The following is a 24,673-nucleotide window of genomic DNA, read 5'->3' as shown; positions in this document are numbered from 1 at the left end:
AGTGTGCGGTGCGGCATGCATGCCGAAAAGCGCATAATTTTGGCAATAGCTATTCGATAAACGAATGTAAGGAGACGGCTGTGGCCCTGCGGGATCTGCAAATCGACTGGCTGCACTGCCTGGTGGCCGTGGTGGATGCCGGTTCGCTGTCGGCTGCGACGGTGCAGTTGCACCGTTCCCAGTCTGCGGTGAGCATGCAGCTCAAGAAGCTGGAGGATGCCGTGGGCCACCGCCTGCTGGAGCGCGGGGCGCGCAGGCTGGAGCTGACGTAGCAGGGCCGGACCTTGCTGGGCTATGTCCGCCGCATGCTGGACCTGCAGACCGAGGCCCAGGCGGCGCTGCAGCCTGCGGTGCTGAGCGGCCGTGTGCGCCTGGGCGTGCCGGATGACTATGCGGCCACCTACCTGACCCCGGTGCTGCGCCGCTTTGCGCCCCGGCACAGCGGCGTGGAGATCGAGCTGAACTGCGAGCAGTCCACCGCGCTGATTCCGCGGGTGGAGCGGGGGGAGCTGGATCTGGCGCTCATCTCGCGCGACCACGCGCGGCGCGGGCGCTTGCTGTTCCATGAGCCCATGGTCTGGGTGGGCTCCCCCCTGCTGGAGCTGTGGCGGCGCGATCCGCTGCCGATTGCGGTGTACGAAGACATCAGCCTGGCACGGCGGGGCGCCATCCATGCGCTGGCGTTGCAGGGGCGGCGCTACAAGGTGGTCTACCACAGCTCCAGCCTGGCGGGGCAGCTGGCGGCGGTGGAAAGTGGACTGGCTGTTGCGGCCCTCACGCAGTGCAGCGCGCCCGCGCAGCTGCAGGTGCTGGGGCGGGAACAGGGGCTGGGGCCGCTGGCACCGATGCAGGTGGCGGCCTACCGCAGCAAGGCATCGCGGGGAAATGCAGCCGTGGACGAACTGGAGCGCCTGCTGGTGCAGACGCTGCGCATGGCGCGCGGTGTAGGCTGAGGTGTTCAGCCCCCCTTGGCGTGGCAGTGACTAGGGCCCTGATGGGGGCGTAGCTCCACCAGCCCCACCTGCATCACCCTCGGTACTGGCCTGCCAGCCGCCGCCCAGGGCTTTGTACAGCTGCACGCGGTTGTCCAGCTCGGCCTGGTGCAGGCGCACCACCTCCAGCTCGGCCGCATAGAGGTTGCGCTGGGCGTCCAGCTCCTCCAGGTAGCTGGCATAGCCGGCTTCATAGCGGTCATGGGCATAGCCCAGGGTCTGGTGCAGCACATCACGGCGCTGTGTGGCGTGCAGTGTCTGCTGGGCCAGGCGCTGGGTGCCAGTCAGCGCAGACTCCACATCGGCAAATGCGGCCAGCACGGCGCCGCGGTAGGCGTAGGCCGCCTGGTCGCGCTGGGCGGTTGCGGCGTCCAGCTGTGCCTGCAGACGGCCGCCGTTGAACAGCGGGGCCAGCAGGCTGCCGCCCAGGCTCCACACGGTCAGCGGGTTGTAGTTGAGCGAGTTGACCAGCAAGCTGCCCACGCTGGCACTGAGGTTCACCTGCGGCAGAAAGGCGGCGCGCTGGGCCTGCAACTGGTGGTCGCTGGCGGCCAGCAGGGCGGCGGTGCGGGCGATGTCGGGGCGGCGTTCCAGCAGCTGCGATGGCAGGCTGGACGGCACGGCGGGCAGCTGCAGATCCTGCAGGCGCTGCGTGGGTGCTGCGGCCAGCGCGGTGTTGCCGCCGGCCTGGCCGAGCAGCAGGTTCAAGGTGGCCAGCTGTTTGTCGACCTGCCATTGCAGCTGCTGCACCTGCTGCTGCACGCTTTCATGCTCGGCCTGGGCCTGGGTGACCTGCAGCTGCGAGATATAGCCCACGCGCTGCTGGTCCTGGGCCAGCTGCAGTGCTTTTTCCCGTGAGGCGACGGTGGCCTGGCTGATGGCCAGTTGCTGCTGCAGCGCGCGCAGGCCCACATAGGTTTGCACCGTGGTGGCGGCCACCGTCAGCTGCACCGCAGCGCGGTCGGCCTGGCTGGCCTGCAGCCGGGCGGCTGCGGCCTGGCTCTGCTGGGACAGCCGCCCCCACAGGTCCAGTTCCCAGCTGGCCTGTAGGCCGGGTTGCATATTGCGCGACTGGCTGGGGCCCAGCACGGTCAGGCTGCGGCCGGCCTGGGCGCCCAGTGTGGCGTTGAGCTGCGGGCTGCGCGCGGCGTCGGTGGCGGCCAGGTTGGCCTGGGCTTCCTGCACGCGCGCCGCGGCGGTCAGCACATCGGTGTTGTTCGCCAGCGCCTGCTGTACCAGTGCGTTGAGTTGGGTATCGCCCAGCTGCTGCCACCACTGGGCCGCGATGGGGGCGGTGCCGGCTTCGGCCGCTGTACTCCACTGCGCAGGCAGCTGCGGCCGGGCGTTGTCGGGCGCGGCGGGAGGCAGAGGGGCGCAGGCGGACAGCAGGGCGGCGGCCAGCACCGCCGCCAGCGTGGCTGTGGCTGGGGTGGAGCGGCGCATCATGGCTGCGGACCCTCTGCGGCGGGGACCGCCGGGGCCTGGGGCGCGGCAGCAGTATCCACATGGGCGATCACGGACATGCCGGGGCGCAGGCGCGCCGCGTCGGGCTGGCCGGCATCGATGGCGATCTTCACCGGCAGGCGCTGTACCACCTTGGTGAAGTTGCCGGTGGCGTTGTCGGCCTTGAGCACGGAGAACTCCGAGCCGGTGGCGGGCGCAATCTCCAGCACGGTGCCGGTCAGCTGTGCGCCTTCCAGGCCGTCCACGGTGAAGCGGGCGGGCTGGCCGATGCGCACATGGGCGGTCTGGGTTTCCTTGAAATTGGCCACCACCCATAGCTGGGGCGGCACCACGTACAGCAGCTGGCTGCCGGCGGCCACGTACTGGCCCTTGCGCACCGTCACTTCGCTCACCTGCCCGTCACTGGGGGCGTGCACCGTGGTGTTGTCCAGGTTGATGCGGGCCTGCTGCACCTGGGCTTCGGCCATCTGCACGGCGGCCTGCAGGGCATCGCGGTTCACGGTGGTGGCCTTGATGGCTTCGTTGCCGATGGCGATGTCGGCCCGGGCCTTGTCCACATTGCTGGCGGCCAGGCGGGCGGTGGCGCGCACCTTGTCGCGCTCGTTCAGCGACACCGAACCGCGGCTGGCCAGGTCTTCCACGCGGCGCAGTTCGGCCTGGGCACGTTCGGATTCGGCCTGCGCGGCCGACAGGGTGGCTTGCTTGGCCCCCAGTCCGGCGTGGTTCTGCGATTGGGTCTGGGCCGAATTCGCCAGCTGCGCCTTGGCATTGGCCAACTGGGCCTGGGCCTGGGCCAGCGCGGCTTCATAGCTGCGGGTGTCGATCTTGACCAGCGGCTGGCCGGCAGTGACGCGTTCGTAGTCCTTGACCAGCACTTCCGTCACATAGCCGTTGACCTGGGGCGCCAGCACCGTGACCTGGCCGCGTACATAGGCGTTGTCGGTGGAGATGTCGGCCGTCTGGAACGGGCCCACATTCCAGGCGCGCAGCACCAGCGTGATGCCGAGCACGCCGATCACCACGGCCATCAGCGCGCTGCGCAGCGTGGGGCGCTCTTTCTTGGGAGTGGGGGACGGGCCCGGGGCCGCGGCGGCAGGGGCTGCGGGCGGCGTGGGGGCAGAAGTCGGTGTGGAAGTGGGAGCGGTGCTCATGTTGTTGGGTTCGGTTATGGGGAGCAAAAAGGGGCCGGCGCAAGGCGCCGCAGGCATCAGCGGGCGTCTGCGGTGGCGGGTGGCGGCCGGGCCGCAGAGGCCGGTGCGGCAGCGGGTGCGGGGACGTCATCGGTATCGTCACCGTCATCGTCCGGCGTGGCATTGGCGGCGTCGGTACCGACTTCGCTGGCACTGTCCTGAAGGCTGCGGGCATGGCGTGCCGCCCGCGCGGCTGCGCGCCGGGCCTGGCCGATTTCCAGCAGGCACCAGGCCAGGTAGACAAAAGCCACCAGGGCGACGACGTGGAACACATCGTTGTAGGCCAGCACATTGGCCTCGCGCCGCACGGTGGCGGCCAGCTGGGCCGTGCCCTGGGCGGAGCGCAGCACGGGATCGGTGATGGTGGGGGCCAGAGCCTGCTGCTGCAGCTGCAGGCGTTGCGCCACCAGCGGGTTGGCCGGGTTGATCTGCTGCACCAGATCCACCGAATAGGACTGTTCGCGGTAGGTCTGGTAGGTGCCCAGCAGCGAAGATCCGATCAGTCCGCCCAGCGCCTGGGTCATGGAGATGGTCAGAATGGCCGTCAGCATGTGGCTGGGGCCATTTTTCAGGCCCTGCACCACGCCCAGCAGCATCAGCGGGCCCATGAAGATGCCCGAGCCCACGGCCAGCAGGAACTGGCTGAGATAGAAGTCGGCCGGGCGGTCCAGGCTGGTGCGGTGAAAGTCCAGGAAGGCGCCTGCCGCCAGCAGCACCAGGGCAGCCAGCAACTGCTTGGCAGCGTTGTCCAGGCCGAAGGTGGCCGACGACAGCACAATGCCCAGCAGCGTGCCGAAGAAGATCACCACGAACAGCGGCTGCATCTGGTCGGGCGTCATGCCCAGCGTGCGCATCAGGCCCACCACGCCATAGCTTTGCTCGGTGGTCAGAAAGCGCAGCACGATGGCACCGATCACAAAGCGGATGGTGGCGCTTTGTGTGAACCAGCGGGTGTAGAGCAACGGATTGGGGCGGTGGTGTTCCAGATAGAGACCGGCAAAGAGCAGGACGATGGCACCGCACAGCAGCCAGGCCAGCTCGGGCGCATTGAACCACCAGCGGGTGGTGCCTTGCACCAGCACGGCCACCAGCAGGCCCACGCCGGGAATCAGCAGTGCCATGCTCAGAAAATCGCGCTTGCCGAAGACCTGGATGTGCACCCCCGCCGGCAGCTTGAGCAGCACCACGGCGGCAAACGACAGCAGCGCCAGGCCGGCTTCCAGCATGTACAGGTTGTGCCACTGGCCGTGGTTGAGCAGGCTGGGCGACAGCATCCAGGCCAGGGGCGTGGCCAGCTGGCTCACGCCCACGCCCAGCACCAGCAGCTTGAGCACATAGGTGCGCGGCAGCGCCTGCAGCATGTACAGCGTGCCCAGCGAGGTGCAGGCTGCTGCTGCCAGGCCGCTGGCACCGCGCAGCCACAGCAGGCTTTGCGGGCTGCCCAGCAGCAGGTGCAGCACGCACAGCAGGGCGTACAGGCCCAGGCCGATCTCGGCAAACAGGCGCATGCCGTACTGCTGGCGGAATTTGTAGACCAGCATGTTGGCGGTCACATTGAAGGTGACGTAAGCGCCGGACAGCCAGGCAGCCTCGCTGGGTGTGAGCCCCATCTGCCCCTGGATGGTGGGCAGGTTGGCGGTGAACAAGGCATTGCCCAGGCCCCCGGTCAGCCCCACCAGCACGGCCACCAGGGCGTAGCAGACTCGCTCCCACGGCGCATGCCAGGGCATGGCGGGCGAACCGGGCAGGGCCGGTTTTTCGTGCTCCTCCCAGTCGGGGGGGCGGCGCAGGTAGACGGTTTCGGTCATGCGGCAGAAACGGCTGAAGCGGCAGAATCCACCGAAGCGGCGGCTGACGCGGCAGAGGCGGCCGCGGTGTCGGCATCCGGCTGCAGGCCGCGGCGCACAATGCCCAGCGCCTGGCGGGCCAGGCGGCGGCGTTCGGCGTCGGTGTTGCCCCGCAATGCTGCCCCCAGCATGCTGGACAGCAGGGAAATGTCCTGTGCCTGGATATCGGCGCGGATCAGACCGCTTTGCTTGCCGCGTTCCAGGGCCGGGCCGAACGCCGACCAAACCCGTTGGCGCAGGGCGTTGACGCGCGGGTCGTCCAGCTTGGCGGTGCGCCAGTAATCCGACAGCGCGGGCGAACCCACGATGCGGGCGGACAGGTATTCCAGCAAGGCGAAGAAGGCGTCCGGTCTGTCCTTCAGCCGATCGGCCTGGTCATGCAGGCGCTGGGCCGAACGTTCCATCAGGGCCAGCAAGATGGCGTGGCGATCGGGGAACTGGCGGTACAGCGTGGCGCGGCCCACACCGGCCTGTTCCACCACCAGCTCCAGCGGGGCATTCACGCCGTGTTGGGTGAACACGGTGTCCGCGGCATCCAGCAACTGGGCGCGGCGGGTGGCGGCATCGGGGCGTTTGGTGGGGCAGGAGGTCATGGGGGTGAATTTTCGGACAATTTTGTCCGTTTTGTTTTAGCGCCTGAGCAGCCATGGCGCGAAGCGGGTTATTGCCGGACCTGCCAGGTCCGAGGTGGATCTGCCCAGGGTGGTGGGCTACTGGGCTACAGGGCTACCGGGGCCAGTGCGGCCAGCGCGCCACAGCGGCGCAGAAAGTCGCCGCAGCGGTTGCTGCGCGGGCACCGTGGGTCCTGCCGGAGCGCCGCCGAATCACTCCTGCAGCTGCTGCAGTTCCGTGCGTCTAGGGCGTGCCACCAGTCGGCACCCGTGCGTGCGAGTCGGATGGGGCCGGGGTAGGGCGCGGTCAGCACACGCTGCACCGCGTGCAGATGCAGTGCAGCAGTGGCTTACGGCTGCAGGTCGCTCTCGGGCACCCGGGCGCAGCGCCGGACCAAAGCCAGCAGCTCGTTCGGTGCGTAGGGCTTGGTCAGGAAGGCCTGTGCCCCGGCGTCGATGGCTTTCTGGCTCACCGGACCGGCTTCGTGGGCGGTGAGCATCACCACCGGCAGCTGCTTGCAGCGGGCGTCGGCGCGCACGCGGCGCAGCAGTTCCAGGCCGTCCATCTCGGGCATTTCGATATCGGCCAGCAGCAGGGCCGGCAACTCGCCGTCTTCCAGCAGCTGCCAGGCCAGCAGGCCGTCGGCGGCGGTGGCCACGCGGTATCCCTGGGTCTGCAACAGGTGCTGGGCCAGGCGGCGCACGCTCATGGAGTCGTCGGCGATCAGCACCAGAGGCGGTGGCACTTCCGGGGCGCTGGCATTGTCGCTGGCGGCCACCGGCTGGGCGGACTGCAGCAGGCGACGCGCCTCGTGCGCTGCCAGGGCCGCATAGGGGTCGTACACCTGCAGCACCTGGCCGCTGGGCTGGGCAGCGGTGCCCAGCAGGCCGGGCAGGGGCACGGCCACATCGGCGGGGGGCTGCAGCGCCACTTCCTGTGTGCCCAGGACTTCATCCACCTGCAGTGCCCAGCGCGAGGTGTCGCTGCGCACCACCAGGGCAATGGACTGGCCGTCCACCGGCGGGGCAATGCTGCGGGCGGATTGCTGCCACACGGCACCGGCCCAGTACAGGGGCATGGGGCCGGTCACATCGTCGGGCAGCATGCCCTGGGCGACTGCCTCGTCCATCTGTGCGGCGGGGATGTGGCGCACGGCTTCGATGCTGCGGGCTGGCAGGGCAATGCTCCAGCTGCCGGCCCGCAGGGCCACGACCTGCTCCACCTGCGGTGGCGCGGGCAGGGTGATGGTGAAGGTGCAGCCCAGTCCGGGCTGGCTGTCGATGTGCAACTGGCCGCCGAGCTGCTGCACGCCGGCCTGCACGGCGTCCATGCCAATGCCTCGGCCGGAGAGTTCGGTGATCTGGGCGGCGGTGCTCAGGCCCGGATGCAGGATGAGTTCGGCTGCGCGCCGGGCGTCCACGGTCTCGCCCGGCTGCAGCAGGCCCAGGGCGAGAGCCTTGGTCTGGACGCGCCCCACCTGCAGGCCGGCACCGTCATCCTGCACGGTCAAGGTCTGGACCGGGCCCTGGGTGTGCAGGCGCACCGTGATCTGGCCTGCGGCGGGCTTTCCGGCGGCCTGGCGCCGGGCCGCAGGTTCGATGCCATGGTCCACACAGTTGCGCAGCAGATGCTCCAGTGCCGGTGCCAGCTGGTCGGCCACATTGCGCTCCAGCAACTGGTCGCCGCCTTCCAGTAGCAGCTGGGTGGGCTTGCCAGTGTCGCTGGCGGCCAATTGCACGGTGGCCAGCAGGCGTTCGTGCAGCTGGGCCAGCGGAGTCAGGCGCGCGTACAGCAGCGTGTGCTGCAGCGCGCGCAGGTGGCCGGCCTGGGTGGTGAGGGCGGTGTCCGCCGTCGCCAGGCCGTGCTGCAGCTGGCGCTGCACGGTGCCGATGTCGTCCACTCCGTCGCTGAGGCCGTGGATCAGATCGTGCAGCTCTTCATGCCATTCATAGGACAAGTCCATATCGCCGTGCAGCACCAGGGTGTCGGCCCAGGCGGCGCAGTCCTTGAGCTGGGCGCGCAGGCGCTGCAGGCAGCTTTCCATCTCGGCCAGCATCTGGTGGTTGTCGGCCACGGACTGCTGGGTTTGCTCGTGGGTGCCCCACAGCGCCTGGGCGTGGCGGCCCACGGTGTCAATGGGGCTGGCGCCCCAGTGCTGCAGCGAGCGCTCGGGGTGGCGCGCCGCCAGCTCTTGCTGCAGGGCGACGAAGGCGATGCGCAGCACTTCCAGGGGCTGTTGCAGGGCACTGGGGCCCAGCGGCCCGTCATTGGGTTGCGCCAGCAGGGCCAGGTCTTCCAGGGCATGCACCTGGCTGGCCCAGGCGGCGGCACCGGCCAGGCGGGCGCTGCCCTTCAAGGTGTGCAGGCTGCGCAGCAGGGTCTGGCGGGGCGTGCCCTGCTCGGCAGGTCGCTCCATCCACTGGTGCAGTGCGGTCTGCAGCGCAGGCCAGACGGCAAGCACCTCTTCCTCGAACACTGCAAAGCGCACGGGTTCGAGCTGGTCCACGCTGGGCAGGACCGAGGCCGGGACTGGCACGGCGGCAGGCACTTCTTCGTGCCCGATGGCCTGGTGGGTGGCCGTGCCGTCGATGAAAGTGGTGTGGCGGTCGGGGGCTGCCCCGTCGGCGTCGGTTTCGTCTTGGGCCGGACGGGTTTCGCTGTCCGGCGCTGGTGGTGTGGATACCGTATCTGCCAGGATGTGGTTCAAGGCTTCCAGCACCTGGGGGTGGGGGCGGCGCATGAAGCCGGCGGCAAACTGGTGCAGCAGGCGCAGCACTTCGTCGGCGGCATGCACACAGGCCTGGCGCTGTGCAGCCGTGGCGTTGCGGCGCAGGCGCTCCAGCACCATCTGCAGGGTGTGGGTGAGCAGCGAAATCTCGGTGCAGCCAGCGCCCCAGGCGCTGCGGGTCAGCGCGCGCGCCTGCTCTGCGGCTGTGGGGGGCAGGGGGGTGTCGCTTTCTGCCGCCCACGCGGTGATCTCGGTCTGCAACTGCTGGCTGAGGCCGTCGGCTTCGGTCAAAAAGCCCTGGTTGGGTTCTGCCCGGGGCTGACCGGCCGCACCTTGCAGCAGGGCGGCACCGGGTTGCAGCTCGGGCACGGCGGCTGCGGCCAGGCGTGTGGCCAGAGCGGTGCGGTCGTCCATGGGGGCGGCAGCCTGTGCCGCAGCGTCCTGCGGCGGTGGCACATCGGCGCTGGTACTGACGGCGTCTGCGGTGTCGGCTGTGGTTGCCAGTTCCGTGGGGAATGCTGTGTTTCCATCGTCTGCCGGGCGTTCTGCCTGCGCACTGTCCGTCACTGATTCGGAACGCTCCTGAGCGGTTTCCACTGGGGGAGCATCGGTGTCGGTGTCGGTGTCGGTGTCGGGTGCGCTGTGCTCGCCGCTGGCGGCTTCGGCTGTCGTGGTGCTCCCAATGCTGTCTGCAGGAGCGGCGGATGTGGCGTGCTCCTGCTCGGCAAGGGTTGCATCGACAACGCCTTCCGGCATGTTGGCGGGGTGCGGTGTGATGGCCTCGGCGAGCAGAACAGGCTCAGTGAGAGGCTCTGCTGCCGCTGGCGTGTTCGCTGCAGACACGGCCGCCACGGAGGCGATCTCGCTTGGCCCGGCTGCGTGGGGTACTACGGAAGATGCTGCCGCTGCAGGGGTCGCTGTGTTGTCCAGGGCGGTCGCACTGTGCGGTACCGCCGAAGTGTCCATCGCTTCGACGACGCCTGCGGTGGCGGGCAGAGCAGCATCGTGCGCTGCGCTGGTGGCAGCCGAGGCCGGGGTGGCGATGGAGAGGTCCCCGGCGGTTTGCGCCACCGGCTGTGGTATCGGTGCCCGCGCGGCGGGCGGGGCGGACGGTTCAGCGATGTCGGCCGGTGCCTCCGACGCTTCGGGCTCGTCGCCGAACACCAGGTGCGAAAGGTTCAGGCCTGCATCGTCTGATGTGGCAGATGGGCCGGCTGCAGGCGTGGTGGAGCGGGGCTCTGCCAGTGGATCGTGCAGCGGCGCAGCCACAGTGGTGGGGATGGCCAGGGCTTCGGCTCCGCGGCCCAGGTCCAGGGTCAGTGTGGTGTCACCGGGGGGCGTGACAGCCTGTGTGACCCGTGCCGGAGCGTCTGCGGGCAGCAGCTGGCAGCTGTGGCAGATGGCCTGCAGCACGGGCGGCAGGCCGTCCATCACCATGGCGGCGGTGTCGGCGGCCTGGGCGCAGTAATACAGCAGATCACGCACCAGGGTGTCGGGCGGCGGGGTGAAGGCGGAGTCGCCGGCCTTGGCCACGCTGGCGTAGTGCATCAGCACGCGCGAGGCCAGGCGCTTGGTGTAGAGGTCTTGCTCCAGCAGGCCATGGGCCGTGGCGTCAAAGCAGCCGGCCGCTGCCTGCCAGAAGGCAGTGTCGGCCGGTGCCGCGCAGGTCTGGGCCAGGCCCAGGCACAGGTCGCGCAGGCGGGCGGCAGCTGGGGCGTCGGCGTTCTTGACCACGGCCAGCACCTGCTGGTCCAGCAGAGCGCGGGTGGACGGGGCCACCCTGTGGGGCGGTACCTGCAGCGCGGCGGGCAGCGGCGCGGGAACGGGAGCCAGTTGCCAGAGCAGCTCCCACAGGTCGGCCGGGTGGGCGCTGTCCTTGCCGCCGAGCTTGCAGACGGCGCGGTAGGCCGGGAAAAGGTGGGCCACCTGTGCGTTGCGGCCGGCCTGCAGAGTCTGCAGGTGGGCCTGGGCGTCCTTGGCGGCCAGCAGCAGTACATCGCGGGGGAGCGGGCTGCCTGGCGCCGTGCCGGTCGGTGCGACGGGCTGGCGCAGCGCGGTTTCCATGGCCCGCAGCAGCCGGGCCAGGCCGGGTTGCTGCACCACGTCCAGTGCGCGGGCGGTCTGGTGCAGCAACTGGGCGGCCTGGGACGGCGCCAGGGGATAGGTCGATTGCAGCAGGGCCGGCAGCTCCTGCAGCATGGCGCCCAGCGAGGGCGGCACCTGAACACGGGCTCCTGCCAGGTTGGCAGAGGCCGGGGTGGGTGCAGCCGGGGGCGTCAGGAGATCGGTCATGGCAGTGGGGAGGCAGGCCTGGCGGCATGCAGCACAAAGTCGGGGGAAGGCAGGCGGCAGCTATGGTACGCGCCTGCGGGCAGCACGCAGGCAAATCCATGCAAGCTGCAAGCGTAGCGCGAGATGGGCGTGTAGACCGCTTCCTCCGAGCAATTCGCTGCGCCACTGCAGACCGTGGGCAGGGAAGTCAGGTCGCTGGCCGGCCCGGCATGGGCATCCGCGCGATCTGTTGGGGCTGTCAACCCGGGGTTGACCGGGGTGTAGCGGCCGCGCCGGGGCGGCTTATTCCGCGTACTTGCCGTTTTCCTTGCGCCGCTCGCGCATACCTTTGCGGATGAACAGGTTCACACCGGGCAATGCCAGAAAGGGCTGGCCCATGCCGCCGGCCACATGGGCGGCCAGGCGTTGGGGCAGATCGGCCAGCGTGGCCTGGATGGCGGGGACTTCGCTGGCATGGGGGTGTTCGTCCACAAATTCCTGCAGGTACTGCTGGACTTCGCGTTCCAGCCATTCCAGGTTGGAAGGCAGGGCGATGTAGGTAGGCTGCTGCTCGCCTTCGGCCTCGAAGCCGAACAGGTAACAACCGATGAAGTGGCGGAAGGTTTCGCCCACATCGGGGCCGCGGGAGAGCTTGCGCAGCAGATCAAAAGGCCACATGGCAGGAGGGTGTCCGTGGTGGGGCGCTGGCAGCATGGCTGCAGGGCCTGCAAAAACAGGAGCGCACGGGGCGCGCCGGATGGGAAAAATGGATGCCCAATGTAGCGCAAATGCCGCGTGCGCAAACACAAGCCGCGGCATGGGGCATAGGGCGGTATGAGACAGGCGCCGCGTTCAGGGCTGGCGCACAAGACGGCTGAGCTGGTCGAGCAACAGGTGCAGGTGGCGTGTGCGCAGGGTGTCGCCTAGCAGATCCACCTGCAGCAGGCTGTTCCAGGTGGCGGCGTGGTCGACACGAAAGCTCGACAGGGCGGAAATCAGGTAGTGGACGTCGACCGCCGTTACATCGGCGCGGAACACGCCTTGCGCCACGCCGCGCTGCAGAATGCGCTCCACCGGCTCCAGTGCGGCCTTGCGCAGCAGCTCGGTGTTGGAGACCTGGCCCAGCAGCTGGGCCCCCTGAAAGTTCTCCTGCAGCACCAGGCGGGTGAATTCCTGGTTCTGTTCGTGGTACTCGAAGCTTTTCTGCGCCAGCGCGTGCAGGGCCTGCAACGGCGGCAGGGCGTCGAGGTTGAGCTGTTCTTCCGAGGCCCGGATATCGCTGTAGCACTGGGCGATGACGGCCAGGTACACATCCTTTTTGTTGCCAAAGTAGTAGTACAGCATGCGCTTGGCGCAGCCCACCTTGGCCACGATGCGCTCCAGCCGGGCGCCGTCAAAACCGTAGTTGGCGAATTCGGTGCGGCCCGCTTCCAGCAGGGCCCGGCGCATGTCGGCGGCGGAGTCTGCCGCTGCATCGGGGGGCGGGCGGCCAGTGTCGCTGAGGTCGCTGGCATGGCAGGGTGCAGCCTGGGGTGTGGCCGGCGCCATGCCGTAAGCCTTGTCACTGTTGTGCTGCGCGTTCACCACCATCTCTCTTTGCAAGCTGTCGTCCACCAAAGCCTGCCAGCGTAGCACGCGCAGCGGCAGCGGGCGCCAGAGACAAAAAAAGCCATGACCCTTGCAGACCATGGCGTCGGGGAGCTGGCGCTGCGCGCATTCCGTGGAACAGAAAGTGCGCGCAGGGCCGGGGCTTACCTGGCGGTGCCGTCCGGCAGCGCGTAGGCGATCACATAGTCGCCGCGGTCGGGCGACTGGCGGGCACCGCCGGCCGAGATCACCACATACTGCTTGCCGGTCTTGGGCGACTTGTAGCTCATGGGGCCGCCCTGGCTGCCCACGGGCAGGCGGCTCTTCCAGATTTCCTTGCCGGTGGCCGTATCCCAGGCGCGCAGGTAGTAGTCCTGCGTGCCGGCAAAGAACACCAGGCCGCCCTGCGTGGCCAGGGTGCCGCCCAGTGTGGGTAGGCCCACGGGCAGCGGCAGGCGCATCTTGATTCCCATGGGACCGGTGTCCTGCACCGTGCCCACAGGCACTTGCCAGGCCACTTGCTGGGTCTTCATGTCGATGGCGGTCAGCGTGCCGAACGGCGGCTTCTGGCAGGGAATGCCCAGCGGCGACATGAAGCGGTCCTTCATCACCGCGTAGGGCGTGCCGCCCAGCGGCACCTGGCCCATGCCGGTGTTGGGTGCTTCGCCGCCGTCGGACAGCGCGGCATCCTTCTTCTGCGGCACCATCTGCACCCACAGGCCCAGGCGCATGTCGTTCACGAACAGCAGCTGGTTGGTCGGGTCGGCCGACAGGCCGCCCCAGTTCATGCCGCCCAGCGAGCCGGGGAAGCTCAGCGAGACATCGGTATCCGGCACGGTGAACAGGCCGTCATAGCGCATGGACTTGAACTTGATGCGGCACATCAGCTGGTCCAGCGGCGTGGCGCCCCACATATCGGCTTCGGTCAGTGTCTGCGTGCCGATCTGCGGCATGCCGACGGACAGCGGCTGGGTGGGTGCATATTTCTCGCCCGGGATGCTGCCGGGCTTGACGGCCACGTCTTCCACCTTGGTCAGGGGCTGGCCGGTCTTGCGGTCCAGCACAAAGATCTGTCCGGCCTTGGTGCCGACGACCAGTGCGGGCGTGGTGGCACCGTCGGGGTGGGGAAAGTCGATCAGCGTGGGGGCCATGGGAATGTCGAAGTCCCACAGATCGTTGTGCACGGTCTGGTAGACCCATTTTTCCTTGCCGGTCGCGGCGTCCAGCGCCAGAACGGAGGCGCCGTATTTCAGGTCGGCTGCCGAACGGGTGGCGCCATACAGATCGACCGAGGGCGAGCCCATGGGCAGGTACACGGTGTTGGAGCTGGGGTCGTAGGTGGTGCCCGCCCACACGTTGGCGGACGAGCGGGTGTAGGTCTGGCCGGGGCTGAGCAGCGCGTTCGGCGTGGCCGAGCCGGCGTCAAATGCCCAGCGCTGGGCACCGGTCACCACGTCGAAGCCGCGGATCACGCCGCCGGGCATGTCCACCTGCACGTTGTCGGCCACACGGCCGCCGATGACGATGGTGGTGCCTGCCACGGTAGGGGCCGAGGTCAGGGTGTAGTAGGCGGGGTTGGCAATGTTGCCCAGGCCCTGCTTGAGATCGACCACGCCATGGGTGCCAAAGTCATCGCACAGCGCGCCGGTGTCGGCGTTCAGGGCAAACAGGCGCGCGTCGATGGTGTTCATCAGAATACGGCGCTTGCAGCTGCCGGTGGCGGGCAGAGCCACGGCCTGCACCGGTGTCGAGCCCGGGACGCTGGGCTGGGCCAGGGGGGCTTCGGCATCGAAATAGGCCAGGCCGCGGCAGCGTTCCCACACGCCGCCCACATGGGAGTTGGTGTCATGGCGCCACAGCTGCTGACCGGTGTCGGCATCGAGTGCGATCACATTGTTGCTGGGCGTGCAGAGGAACACCTTGTCGCCCACCTGCAGCGGCGTCAGCTGGTCTTCGGCGCCTGCGCCGGTAGATTTGGGTACATCACCGGTGTGGAAGGTCCAGGCCACCTGCAGCTGGTTCACGTTGTCCACATTGATCTGGTCCAGCGCGGCAAAGCGGTCGTTGTTGCTGCTGTTGCCGTAGTGGTTCCAGTCCTTTTGTTCGCTGGCGGCATCCACGGGCTTGCGCGTGGCTGCAGCGGCCTGGGGGCTGACCTCGGGATGGATTTGGAACATGGAGGCAAAAGCGGCCAGACCCGCGATCAGCAGCACTCCGGCCGTGGCCAGGGGCGCTTTGGCGCGGGAGCCGGCAGGCACACCGCCCTGGCGCAGCAGCGGCATGCTGGCCAGCACCACCACGGCGCCAAAGGTCAGCGCCAGCAGGCGGGAGATCAGGCTCCAGTAATCCAGACCCACTTCGCACAGTGCCCAGACCACGGTCGCCGCAAAGGTCAGCAGGTACAGCCATGCTCCGCTGCGGTGGCGGCGAACGGTCTGCAAGCCGGAGGCCAGCAGGCCGATGCCCGCCAGCGCAAAGTACCAGCTGCCTCCCAGACTGATGAGCTTGGCACCGCCAACCACGAAGGCCAGGCCGGCCACGGCCAGCACTGCCCCCAGGATCCAGAGCCAAACACGCGCCGCCACCGGCCGCGCCTGCGCTTGATGAGTCATATCGAACCTCGCATGAAAACGGGCCTGGGCATGGAACCATGCAGGCCATTATTGTTGTGGGAAAAAAAGTCCATTCTTCATGGGAAATAAAGTCCATGTCGTGCTGGCGTGTACCGGATATTTCAGAAATTTGTGAAATTCAATGGCGGCGACCGCTGCTGGCGCATGTGCGCGATGGGCTGTCACGGGTTGGGGCGGGCGTGCCTGCGTTTGCGCGGCGCTTCGCTGGCGCCATGGACGGACGCGCACCCTGTGATGCCGCTAGCCGGGCCGTCTGGCTGCTGATACTGGCATGGGGACGCGTTTGGGAGGCAGGCTGTGCGTCAGTTCGTCAGTTGCCCGGCTGGAAATGCTGCTCGATGGCCCAGGCGCTGCGCAGCAGCAGCGGGCGCACGGTGTGCTCGACAAACTGCGGCGTCATGGTGCGGATGTCGCCCGAGGCGCTGAGAACCATCATGGGCATGCCCTTGCCCACGCGCAGCGGGGTGGCGATGGCACCGACCTCGCCCCGCCATTCCGAGTACGAGGTGCAGCAGTCGGTGGCTTCGTACTCTTCGCCGGCGCGGGTGATGGCGCGCTCGATGTCGGCATAGCCCTCGGGGTTGAGGTTTTTGACCCGCTCCATCACCGATCTGCGGGCTGCCGGGCGCGAACCGGCCAGGTAGGCGCGGCCCATGGCGGTGGTGTGCAGCGGAATGCGCGAGCCCAGGTTCAGCCGGATTGTGATAACCGAGGCATCGCTGCGTGCCGTTTCCAGATAGAGCATCGACATGCCTTCGCGCATGCCCAGGGCGATCAGGCAGCCGGTCTGGTTGGCCAACTCCTGCATGACGGGACGGCTGATTTCGCGCGCGTCCAGCCTCAGGAGCGTGGTGCCGCCCAGGGACAGCGTGGCCATGCCCAGCCGGTAGCGGTTTTGCACGCTGTCGTGGTGCAGAAAGTCCAGCAGCGTCAGGGTGTGCGTGAGCCGGGTGACGGTGGATTTGGGCAGGCGGCAACGCTGGGCGATTTCCTGGTTGCCCAGATGCTCCTCGCCCGAGGTGAAGCATTTGAGCACCTGCAGCCCCCGCGCCAGCGCAGTGACGAACTGGCGGTCTTCCTTGTGGTCGTCAATGGGCATCGGCAGTTTTCCGATGTCGCGGGAGGGCGTGGGAGGGCGCATGGGCAGGAGAGGAAATGCCATGTCCCTGGCTCCTGGCTGAAAGGCGTGGGCTGGGACATGGCTGGGCAAGCGGGCAATGCCGCGATTTTCAGGCGGATGTGCCGGCGTCCACCATGGCACGCAGGCGGCCGTTGATCAGCTCGTCGGTGGCTTCGCGCATGATGCGCTCGATCAGCTCGGCCACGCTGGGGATGTCGTGGATCAGGCCGGCCACCATGCCGCAGCTCCAGGCGCCGGCATCGACATCGCCCTGCACCATGGCCTTGGGGTAAATGCCGCCCACCAGCTCGCGGATGTCCTCGATGGTGGTGCTGGCGCCCTTGGCGGCTTCGATCTCCAGCAGCTTCTGCACGCCGGGGTTGTTCAGCACGCGTTCGGTGTTGCGCAGCGGGCGCATGACCAGGCGGGTGTCCAGCTCGCTGGCGGCAACGATGGCGTTCTTCACGTTCTGGTGGACCGGGGCTTCCTGGGTGCACAGAAAGCGTGTGCCCATGTTCATGCCATCGGCGCCCAGCGCGAGTGCCGCCACCAGGCTGCGGCCGTCGGCCATGCCGCCGGAGGCGACAAACGGGATCTTCAGCGCACGGGCGGCTGCGGGCAGCAGAATCATATTGGGCACGTCGTCCTCGCCGGGGTGGCCGCCGCATTCAAAACCGTCCACACTGACGGCGTCACAGCCGATGCGTTCGGCCTTGAGCGCATGGCGCACGGCGGTGCATTTGTGGATCACCTTGATGCCGGCGGCTTTCAGGGCGGGCATATAGGCCTCGGGGCTGCGGCCGGCGGTTTCCACCACCGTGATGCCGCCTTCGCGGATGGCGGCGATGTATTCCTCGTACGGAGGCTGGGTGAAGGAGGGTAGAAAGGTGAGGTTGACGCCGAACGGCTGGTCCGTCATGTCCCGGGTCTTGGCGATTTCCTGGGTCAGCTTCTCGGGCGTGCCCAGCGTGAGGGCGGTGATCATGCCCAGACCGCCGGCGTTGGAGACGGCTGCCGCCAGCGGCGCCAGGCCCACATAGTGCATGCCGCCCTGGATGATGGGGTGGCGGATGTTGAACAGTTCGGTGATGCGTGTCTTCATGGTGTGTGAGGGCGTGGAAAGGGTGTTGCAGGTGCGCCCCGTCAGGGCCGGGGCAGCGATGGTGCAGCGGGTGGAGCAGGGCGTCAGCTGCCGGAACGCTGGGCCAGGATTTCTTCTTCCACCTCGCGCAGGCGGTCCTTGCCGAAGAACATCTCGCCGCCGACAAAGAAGGTGGGACTGCCAAAACAGCCGCGCTCATAGGCCTGCTGGGTGTTGGCCAGCAACCGGTTCTTGACCTCGGGTGTGGCAATGGCGGCGGTGATGGCTGCTGCGTCCAGCCCGGCCTGCTGCAGCACGCTCTGGAACAGCTCGGGCTCGGCCATGTTCAAGGCACGTTCCCACATGGCGGCAAACATGGCGTCCACATAGGGGTCCAGGCAGCCCATCTGCTGGGCGGCGATGGCGCCGCGCATCATCATCAGCGTGTTGACCGGGAAATGCGGGTTGCGCTGGTAGCGGTGCAGGTCGTGCTTGCGGATGAAACGCTGGATCTCCAGCTGGTCGTAGGCGCGCTTGGTGGGGATGTCGGCAAACGCCTCCATGGGCGAGCGGTTGTTGGCCAGCTTGAAGATGCCGCCCAGCAGAATGGGCACATAGGTCACGGGCTGGCCGGTGCGCGCGGCGATGGCGGGCAGCACCTGGTGGCAGAAATAGGCATTGGGGCTGCCAAAGTCGAACAGGAATTCCACGGTCGGTTGGTGCATGGTGCAAGCTCCGGTCTGGGGATGGTGGTGACGGGGGGCGGCGGTTTACCAGCTCTCCAGCCAAGGGCGCAGTTCGGTCTCGTGCGTCCAGGCGTTGCGCGGCTGCTGGTGGATGGCCCAGTAGGCGTCGGCAATGGCTTCGGGGCTGACGATGCCGTCCTGCTTCTTGAGCGCATAGCGTTCGGGGAAGTTGCTGCGGATGAAATCGGTGTCGATGGCGCCATCGATGATGGGATGGGCTACATGGATGCCCTGGGGCCACAGCTCGCGTGCCATGCTCTGGGCCAGGGCGCGCAGGCCGTGCTTGGCGCCGGCGAAGGCGGCAAAGCCGTCGCGCCCACGCAGGCTGGCGGTGGCGCCAGTGAACAAAATTGTGCCCCGCCCGCGCGGCAGCATGCGTTTGGCGGTCTCGCGCCCCATCAGAAAGCCGGCAAAGCAGGCCATTTCCCAGACCTTGAAATAGACGCGTGCCGTGGTCTCGGTGATGCCAAAGCGCACATTGGCCCCGATGTTGAACACCGCCACTTCGATGGGAGCGATCTGGCTTTCGATGTGCTCGATCAGGCTGACCATCTCGTCTTCCTTGCGCGCATCGCTGCCAAAGCCGTGGGCTTCACCACCTGCGGCGCGGATCTCCTGGACCAGCGGCTCCAGCTTGTCGGCGCTGCGGCGGGTGACGCAGGCGATATAGCCCTCACGGGCAAAACGCTTGGCAATCGCGCCACCCGTGGCGTCTCCGGCGCCAATCACGAGGATGGCTTTCTTGTCACTCATGGCTTGTCTCCTGTGTGTGCAGATGCAGTGCAGCCGGTGGGGCATGCATGTGCCGCCATCCTTGCCACTGGGATCGATTGTGGAGGGCGTGGACCGTTTGCAACCGCCGGCGGCACAGATCAAGTTCCGCACAGCGGTTTTGCAGCGGCATGGACAGCTGCAGTCTGCCGCCCCATGAACCGGTCTGCGGCACAAGATGGTGCCTGTGCCATTAGCGCAGCGATGGCCAAATGACAAGGGTGTCTTTCTGGAGGTGATGTTCCGCATGGCGGTTTTGGAAAAGAGCCCACCGGGCCGGGGGCGCTCCTACACTTTTCCAGCGCAGCAGCCATGTCGGACCGCTGTGACCCCCACCAGACAGGAGACACCATGCCCGCAGACACTGTGGAGGCCGGCTTGACGGCCCCGACCCTTTCTTCAGCGCCGCGCCGCATCCATGAGGCGATTGCCCCCTGGGTGCAGCGTCAGCCCAGCCATCTGGCCGTGCAGGATGCCCAGCACTGCCTGAGCTACCAGCAACTGTGGGCGGCGAGCGATACACTGGCCCAGCAGCTGCAGCAGGCCGGGGTGGGCCCCGGCGACCGCCTGCTGGTGGTGGGCGAGAACTGCGTGGCCGCCTGCGCACTTTTTGTGGCTGCCAGCAAGTTGGATGCCTGGTCGAGCATCGTCAACGCGCGCTTGTCGGAGCGGGAAATTTCCCAGTTCAAGGAGCATTCCGGTGCCCGCCGTGTGGTCTACCTGACCCATGTCTCGCCCGAAGCTGTGGTCCATGCCCGCCATGCGGAGGCGGTAGGCTGGGACACCCCGGTGGGGGCACTGGGTCTGGGCCCGCTGAACGCACAGGCCCAGGCGGAGCCTTGCAGCGCCGATCCGGCAGAGCAGGTGGCGGCCCTGGTCTACACCTCGGGCACCACGGGCCATCCCAAGGGGGTGATGCTGACGCACGCCAACCTGCTCTTTGTGGCGCAGTCGGCGCGCGAGATCCGCGAGATCGGCCCGCGCGACCGGGTCTATGGCGTGCTGCCCATGGCCCATGTGGTGGGGTTGTCGACCCAGTTTCTGGGCAGTCTGTGCGCCGGCGCCAGCCTGCTGCTGGAAGCCCGCTTCAGGCCGGAGGCCGCCGCCCGGGCGCTGGGGGAGCAGGACGTCACCCTGTTCGTGGGCGTGCCGGCGCTGTTTGCCCGGCTGCTGGAATGGAGCCGCTCGCAGCAGCAGACGCTGCGTGCACCGGCTCTGCGCCTGATCGGGGTGGCAGGCTCACCGCTGACGCCCAGCCTCAAGGCCCAGGTCGAGCAGGCGCTGGGCCAGACGCTGCACAACGGCTATGGTCTGACCGAAACCGGCCCCACCATTGCCCAGACGCGCGGTGCGCCGCGTGCGGACTGTGCCGTGGGCCAGCCGATTCCGGGCGTGGAGGCCAGCCTGCGTGGCCCAGGCGGCCTGCCGGTGGCGGCAGGAGAGGTGGGCGAGCTCTGGGTGCGCAGCCCGGGACGCATGCGTGGCTACTACCGCGACGCCGTCACCACCGCCCAGGTGCTGGATGCTGCGGGCTGGTTCAACACCGGCGACATGGCGCGCCAGGGGGCGGATGGTGCGCTGGAGGTGGTGGGGCGCAGCAAGGAGCTGATCATCCGCTCGGGCTTCAATGTCTATCCGGTGGAAGTGGAGCAGGTGCTCAACAGCCATGCAGCCATTGTCCAGTCGGCCGTGGTGGGGCGCGAGGTGGCGGACAACGAAGAGGTGGTGGCCTTTGTCGAGGTGAAGGCCGGCATGGACCCCGACCTGCAGGAGCTGCGCCAGTGGCTGCGCGCACAGCTGTCGCCCTACAAGGTGCCCAGCGAGATCCGCATTGTGCAGGCGCTGCCGGCCGCACCCACGGGCAAGATCCTCAAGCATGTGCTGAAGCACTGGGCCGGCGGCCCGGCGGTGTGATACCGGCACCCGCAAACGGCAGAGACACACCACACCGAGACGCGCTGCACAGGCCTGCACACCTGAGCCGCACACCTGGGCGGCGCATCTGGGTGGCGCATCTGGCGCGCATTGAGCGCATCCCTTTCATAACTGGAGACCTTCCATGACCGATTCCCGCATGAGGCAGGGCCGCCGCCGCATGGCTGCTGCACTGGTGCTGAGCCCTTTGCTGGCCCCGCTGGCCGGACTGCAGCCCGCCCGAAGCTGGGCTGCTGGCGCCGCTGCCGGCTACCCGCGCAAACCGCTGAAGATTGCCATCGGCTTTGCGCCGGGTGGATCGACCGACGCCCCCATGCGCGTGCTGGGCGAGCAGGTGGCGCGTATCCTGGGCCAGCCGGTGGTGATCGAGAACAAGCCCGGCGCCGGCGGCGTGCTGGGGGTGCAGGGCATCCTCAACGCGCCTGCCGATGGCTATACGCTGGCGATTGCACCGGCCGGCATCTACCGCCTGCCGTACACCCAGAACATCCGCTGGAGCCCGGATACCGATCTGACCTATATCATCGGCCTGACGGGCTATGCTTTCGGCATCGTGGTGCCGGCGAACTCGCCGCTGCGGACCTTGCAGGACTATGTGGCCTACGCCAAGGCCCACCCGGGTGAGTTGACCTACAGCACGCCGGGCATTGCCACCACCAACCACCTGACGATGGAGCAGCTCTCGCGCCAGTTCGGCATGGTGCTGAACCACGTGCCGTACAAGGGCTCGGCCGACTCCCTGCAGGCGCTGCTGGCCGGGCAGGTGGCGTCGGCGGCTGAGACGTCGGCCTTTGTCCCCTATGTGGAGTCAGGCAAGCTGCGGCTGCTGGCGGTGTGGGGCGACAAGCGCATGGCGCGCTTTCCCGGCGTGCCCACGCTACAGGAAAGCGGTGCCGACATTGTGCAGAAGTCGCCCTGGGGGCTGGTTGGCCCCAGGAACATGGATCCGGCGATTGTGCGCACGCTGCACGATGCCTTCCACCAGGCCATGCAGAGCCCGGCATTTGTCCAGGTGCTGGAGCGCTTCGACATGGCGCCGGACTACCGCAGTCCGCAGGATTTCCATGCCTTTGCCCAGGCATCGATGCGCAAGGAGAAAGCCGTGGTCGAGATGCTGGGCCTGCAGGCGAAATAGCGGCCTGCTGGAGGCCGCAGGCTTCAATCGGCGGCGGTGCAGAAATCCTCGATCAGCCGCGCCACGGCGGCGGGTTGGTCGTGGTGCAGCATGTGGCCGGCGTCTTCGACCCGCGCCAGGCGGCAGTCGGGCACGGACTGCAGGCGCTGGTGGTATTCGGCCAGCGTGTAGCGCTCTTTCCACCAGCCGGCCAGGCTGTCGTCGCTGGCTTCCACCGCCAGCAGGGGCGCGGTGATGGCCGCGTAGTGGGCCAGGGCCTCGTCCACACGGAACAGCTGGGGGTTGACAATCTTGTGTGCAGCGTCGCCCAGGATGGCCCAGCGGCCATCGGCCTGCGGGGCCGACCAGTGCTGGGCCAGCCACAGGGCCTTGTCGGCCGGCAGGCGCGGGTTGGTCTTGCGCAGGCGCTGGGCCACCTCTTCCACGCTGGCATAGGTTTTGAGGGCGATGGTGCCGCTCTCAAGTTGCTGCAGCTCGTCCAGCCACTGGGCGGTGCGCCTGGGGGCCTGGGCGGGGCGGCTGGCAGGCATGCCAAAGCCTTCCAGGTTCACCAGGCGGCGAATGCGTGCCGGACGGGCGCCAGCGTAGAACATGGCCACATTCCCGCCCATGCTGTGTCCCACCAGATCGATGGCACCGTCTCCCGGCACGCAGTGGCGCAGCAGCGCGTCCAGATCGCCCAGGTAGTCGGCGTAGTGGTAGTTGTCGCAGGGCGCGGGCATGGGGCTGAGCCCGAAGCCGCGCCAGTCCGGGGCGATGATCTGCCGCCCCTGTGCAAACGCCTGGCTGAAGGCATCCACCACAAACTGCCAGGAGGCGGAGACATCCATCCAGCCATGCACCAGTACCAGGGGGGCGCTATCGGGCCGGGGCTGGCCCCAGGTGCGCACATGGTAGGAGAGGGTGCGCACCGGAAGGTGCTGGCTGGTGGCGGCGCGTTGGGGCTGGTACATGTCGGTATGTCGGAGCAAAGGCGGTACGGCTGTCAGATAAATGCCCGTGGAAGGGGTGAACGGTGCACGCGCCGGCGGTTGCGCGCACTACAGTAGCTGCAGCAAATCCTATAGCAACCGATGCGGCACGGGTGGGCGGGACTGTCCGGCGCGTGACGCACTGCGTGACATGGGGGGCCGGAGTGGAGAGACCAGTCAAGCTTGCCAGTTTTCGATGGGCTGCGGCCCTTTTTCTGTGCCTGTGCAGCGGCTGGCCGCCGGCACTGGCACAGGCCAAGACCGTGACGGTGGTGAGCTCGCTGTCGCAGGAAATGATGCGGGCCTACCGCCTGGCGTTCGAACGCCAGCATCCGGGCATCCGCCTGGAGATCGTGGCCAAGAGCACCGCCGAGCTGTTGCGCGAGGTGGAGCAGCGCCCGGCGGGCAAGCGGCCGGATATTGTCTGGGCCTCGTCCATCGAAGCCTTTGTGCTGCTGGCGCGCAAAGGGCTGCTGCAGCCTGCCCCCGAGCTGCGCAACCCCCAGGTGCCAGCCAAGGTGGGGCCGCATGCGCTCAACGATGCGAGCGGACGCTATTTTGGCCAGTCGCTGTCGGGCTACGGCATCATGTGGAACAGCGACTATCTGCGCCAGCGCCAGATCCGGGAACCCCAGGAGTGGCAGGATCTGGCCCAGCCCGCCTATGCCGGACATGTGGTGCTGAGCGCGCCTTCGCGCTCCGGTACCACCCACCTGATGGTGGAAAGCATGCTGCAGGGCCTGGGCTGGGAACAGGGTTGGGCGCTGCTGCTGCAGCTGGCGGGCAATGCGGCGGAGATCTCTCCCGACAGCTATGCCGTGCCCCGGGGCATTGCGCGTGGCAGCTATGGCGCCGGTCTGGTGATCGACGCGTTCGGCCTGGCGGCCAAGTACTCCGGCATGCCGGTGGATTTCGCTTACGCCACCATGGCCCCGGTGCTGCCGGCCAGCATCGGCCTGGTGGCCGGGGCGCGCAACCCGGACGAGGCCAAGCGCTTCATGGCCTTCACCCTGTCGCCACCGGGGCAGCAACTGTTGCTGGACCCCCGGATCAACCGCCTGCCGGTGCTGCCGGCCGCGGTGCTGCACGTGCCGGCGGGCTACCCGGACCCTTACCAGCAGGCCCAGCGCTCGCGCCTGCAGTTTGATGTGGAGCTCTCCAGCACGCGCTACCAGCTGGTGAGCCGACTGTTTGACCTGGTGGTGACGGAACCCCTGGCCGAGCTGCAGGCCGCGACCCGTGCCATCCATGCCGCAGACCGGGCCTTGCGCAGCCGGTCCAGCCGGCAGGGTGCGGCGTTGCTGGCATCGGCCCGCAAAGTGGCCTATACGCCGGTGGTGCCGGCCATGGAGGCGAGCAGCCGGCAATGGCTGGCGGCGGCGGGTGCCCCGGCCGATGCCCAGTGGGAGCGGCTGCAGGCCATCTGGAGCGAGACGGCACGCAACAACTACCGGCGTGCGCGCCAGCTCGCGGAACAGGCCCTGGCGCAGGCCCAGGCTGCCCCCTGAAGCCATCTCGCGGTACGGATTCCGCCCGGTTTGTCTGCAACCGGGCTGCCAGCTCCTTACACTTGAACACTATTGTGAAGAG

General features: G+C 68.1%; 16 protein-coding genes and 1 pseudogene. 4 read left to right on the top strand and 13 right to left on the bottom strand.

The window, feature by feature from the left end; translation table 11 throughout:
* Positions 1 to 80 precede the first annotated feature (80 nt).
* Positions 81 to 953, top strand: a pseudogene (locus KW830_RS06200) (LysR family transcriptional regulator).
* Between the two features lie 30 nt (positions 954 to 983).
* Here KW830_RS06200 and KW830_RS06195 read toward each other — a convergent pair.
* The 12 genes from KW830_RS06195 to KW830_RS06140 form a co-directional block, all read right to left on the bottom strand.
* Complete coding sequence (locus KW830_RS06195) at positions 984 to 2,435, bottom strand: efflux transporter outer membrane subunit (RefSeq protein WP_218332651.1); 1,452 nt, start codon at positions 2,433 to 2,435, stop codon at positions 984 to 986.
* Positions 2,435 to 3,607: an HlyD family secretion protein gene (locus KW830_RS06190; protein WP_218332500.1), complete on the bottom strand. Its 1,173-nt coding sequence runs from the start codon at positions 3,605 to 3,607 to the stop codon at positions 2,435 to 2,437. The genes KW830_RS06195 and KW830_RS06190 overlap by 1 nt, the downstream gene beginning before the upstream one ends.
* 56 nt (positions 3,608 to 3,663) lie before the next feature.
* Positions 3,664 to 5,454 carry an MFS transporter gene (locus KW830_RS06185; RefSeq protein ID WP_218332499.1) on the bottom strand — a complete coding sequence of 597 codons (1,791 nt, stop codon included), beginning with the start codon at positions 5,452 to 5,454 and terminating at the stop codon, positions 3,664 to 3,666.
* A complete protein-coding gene (locus tag KW830_RS06180) occupies positions 5,451 to 6,086 on the bottom strand; it encodes a TetR/AcrR family transcriptional regulator (protein ID WP_218332498.1) in 636 nt (211 codons plus the stop codon). The genes KW830_RS06185 and KW830_RS06180 overlap by 4 nt, the downstream gene beginning before the upstream one ends.
* Positions 6,087 to 6,454: 368 nt before the next feature.
* The gene (locus KW830_RS06175) at positions 6,455 to 11,125 is read right to left on the bottom strand and encodes a response regulator (RefSeq protein WP_218332497.1); all 4,671 of its coding nucleotides are present in this window, start codon (positions 11,123 to 11,125) and stop codon (positions 6,455 to 6,457) included.
* Positions 11,126 to 11,407: 282 nt separating this feature from the next.
* On the bottom strand, positions 11,408 to 11,782 hold the full coding sequence (locus tag KW830_RS06170; protein WP_218332496.1) for a hypothetical protein: 375 nt from the start codon (positions 11,780 to 11,782) through the stop codon (positions 11,408 to 11,410).
* Positions 11,783 to 11,956: 174 nt separating this feature from the next.
* The gene (locus tag KW830_RS06165; RefSeq protein WP_370626095.1) at positions 11,957 to 12,688 is read right to left on the bottom strand and encodes a TetR/AcrR family transcriptional regulator; all 732 of its coding nucleotides are present in this window, start codon (positions 12,686 to 12,688) and stop codon (positions 11,957 to 11,959) included.
* A 167-nt stretch (positions 12,689 to 12,855) separates the two neighbouring features.
* On the bottom strand, positions 12,856 to 15,303 hold the full coding sequence (locus tag KW830_RS06160) for a membrane-bound PQQ-dependent dehydrogenase, glucose/quinate/shikimate family (protein WP_218332495.1): 2,448 nt from the start codon (positions 15,301 to 15,303) through the stop codon (positions 12,856 to 12,858).
* 331 nt (positions 15,304 to 15,634) lie between these two features.
* Complete coding sequence (locus tag KW830_RS06155) at positions 15,635 to 16,486, bottom strand: IclR family transcriptional regulator (protein ID WP_218332494.1); 852 nt, start codon at positions 16,484 to 16,486, stop codon at positions 15,635 to 15,637.
* Positions 16,487 to 16,553: 67 nt separating this feature from the next.
* A complete protein-coding gene (locus tag KW830_RS06150) occupies positions 16,554 to 17,546 on the bottom strand; it encodes a nitronate monooxygenase family protein (RefSeq protein WP_066534583.1) in 993 nt (330 codons plus the stop codon).
* 83 nt (positions 17,547 to 17,629) lie between these two features.
* A complete protein-coding gene (locus KW830_RS06145) occupies positions 17,630 to 18,250 on the bottom strand; it encodes a 2-hydroxychromene-2-carboxylate isomerase (protein ID WP_066534581.1) in 621 nt (206 codons plus the stop codon).
* A 45-nt stretch (positions 18,251 to 18,295) separates the two neighbouring features.
* Positions 18,296 to 19,024 (bottom strand): SDR family oxidoreductase, encoded by a 729-nt coding sequence (locus tag KW830_RS06140; RefSeq protein ID WP_066534574.1) that lies wholly within the window; start codon positions 19,022 to 19,024, stop codon positions 18,296 to 18,298.
* A gap of 369 nt (positions 19,025 to 19,393) precedes the next feature.
* On the opposite strand from KW830_RS06140, the gene KW830_RS06135 reads away from it, so the two are divergent.
* Both KW830_RS06135 and KW830_RS06130 read left to right on the top strand, forming a co-directional pair.
* Positions 19,394 to 20,956, top strand: coding sequence for a class I adenylate-forming enzyme family protein (locus KW830_RS06135; protein WP_218332493.1), 1,563 nt, complete (start codon positions 19,394 to 19,396; stop codon positions 20,954 to 20,956).
* A 145-nt stretch (positions 20,957 to 21,101) separates the two neighbouring features.
* Positions 21,102 to 22,112, top strand: a complete 1,011-nt coding sequence (locus tag KW830_RS06130) for a tripartite tricarboxylate transporter substrate binding protein (protein WP_255578108.1) — start codon at positions 21,102 to 21,104, stop codon at positions 22,110 to 22,112.
* A 23-nt stretch (positions 22,113 to 22,135) separates the two neighbouring features.
* On the opposite strand, the gene KW830_RS06125 is transcribed toward KW830_RS06130, so the two are convergent.
* Positions 22,136 to 23,065, bottom strand: coding sequence for an alpha/beta fold hydrolase (locus KW830_RS06125; RefSeq protein WP_218332492.1), 930 nt, complete (start codon positions 23,063 to 23,065; stop codon positions 22,136 to 22,138).
* 281 nt (positions 23,066 to 23,346) lie between these two features.
* Between KW830_RS06125 and KW830_RS06120 the strand changes: the two genes are divergently transcribed.
* A complete protein-coding gene (locus KW830_RS06120; protein WP_370626094.1) occupies positions 23,347 to 24,591 on the top strand; it encodes an ABC transporter substrate-binding protein in 1,245 nt (414 codons plus the stop codon).
* Positions 24,592 to 24,673 lie beyond the last annotated feature (82 nt).

It is taken from the genome of Comamonas sp. CMM03 (genome assembly GCF_019218715.1).
In the GTDB taxonomy this organism is placed as follows: domain Bacteria; phylum Pseudomonadota; class Gammaproteobacteria; order Burkholderiales; family Burkholderiaceae_C; genus Comamonas; species Comamonas terrigena.
The sequence above is the reverse complement of the archived record's forward strand: the minus strand, read 5'-3'. Positions and strand labels throughout refer to the sequence as shown.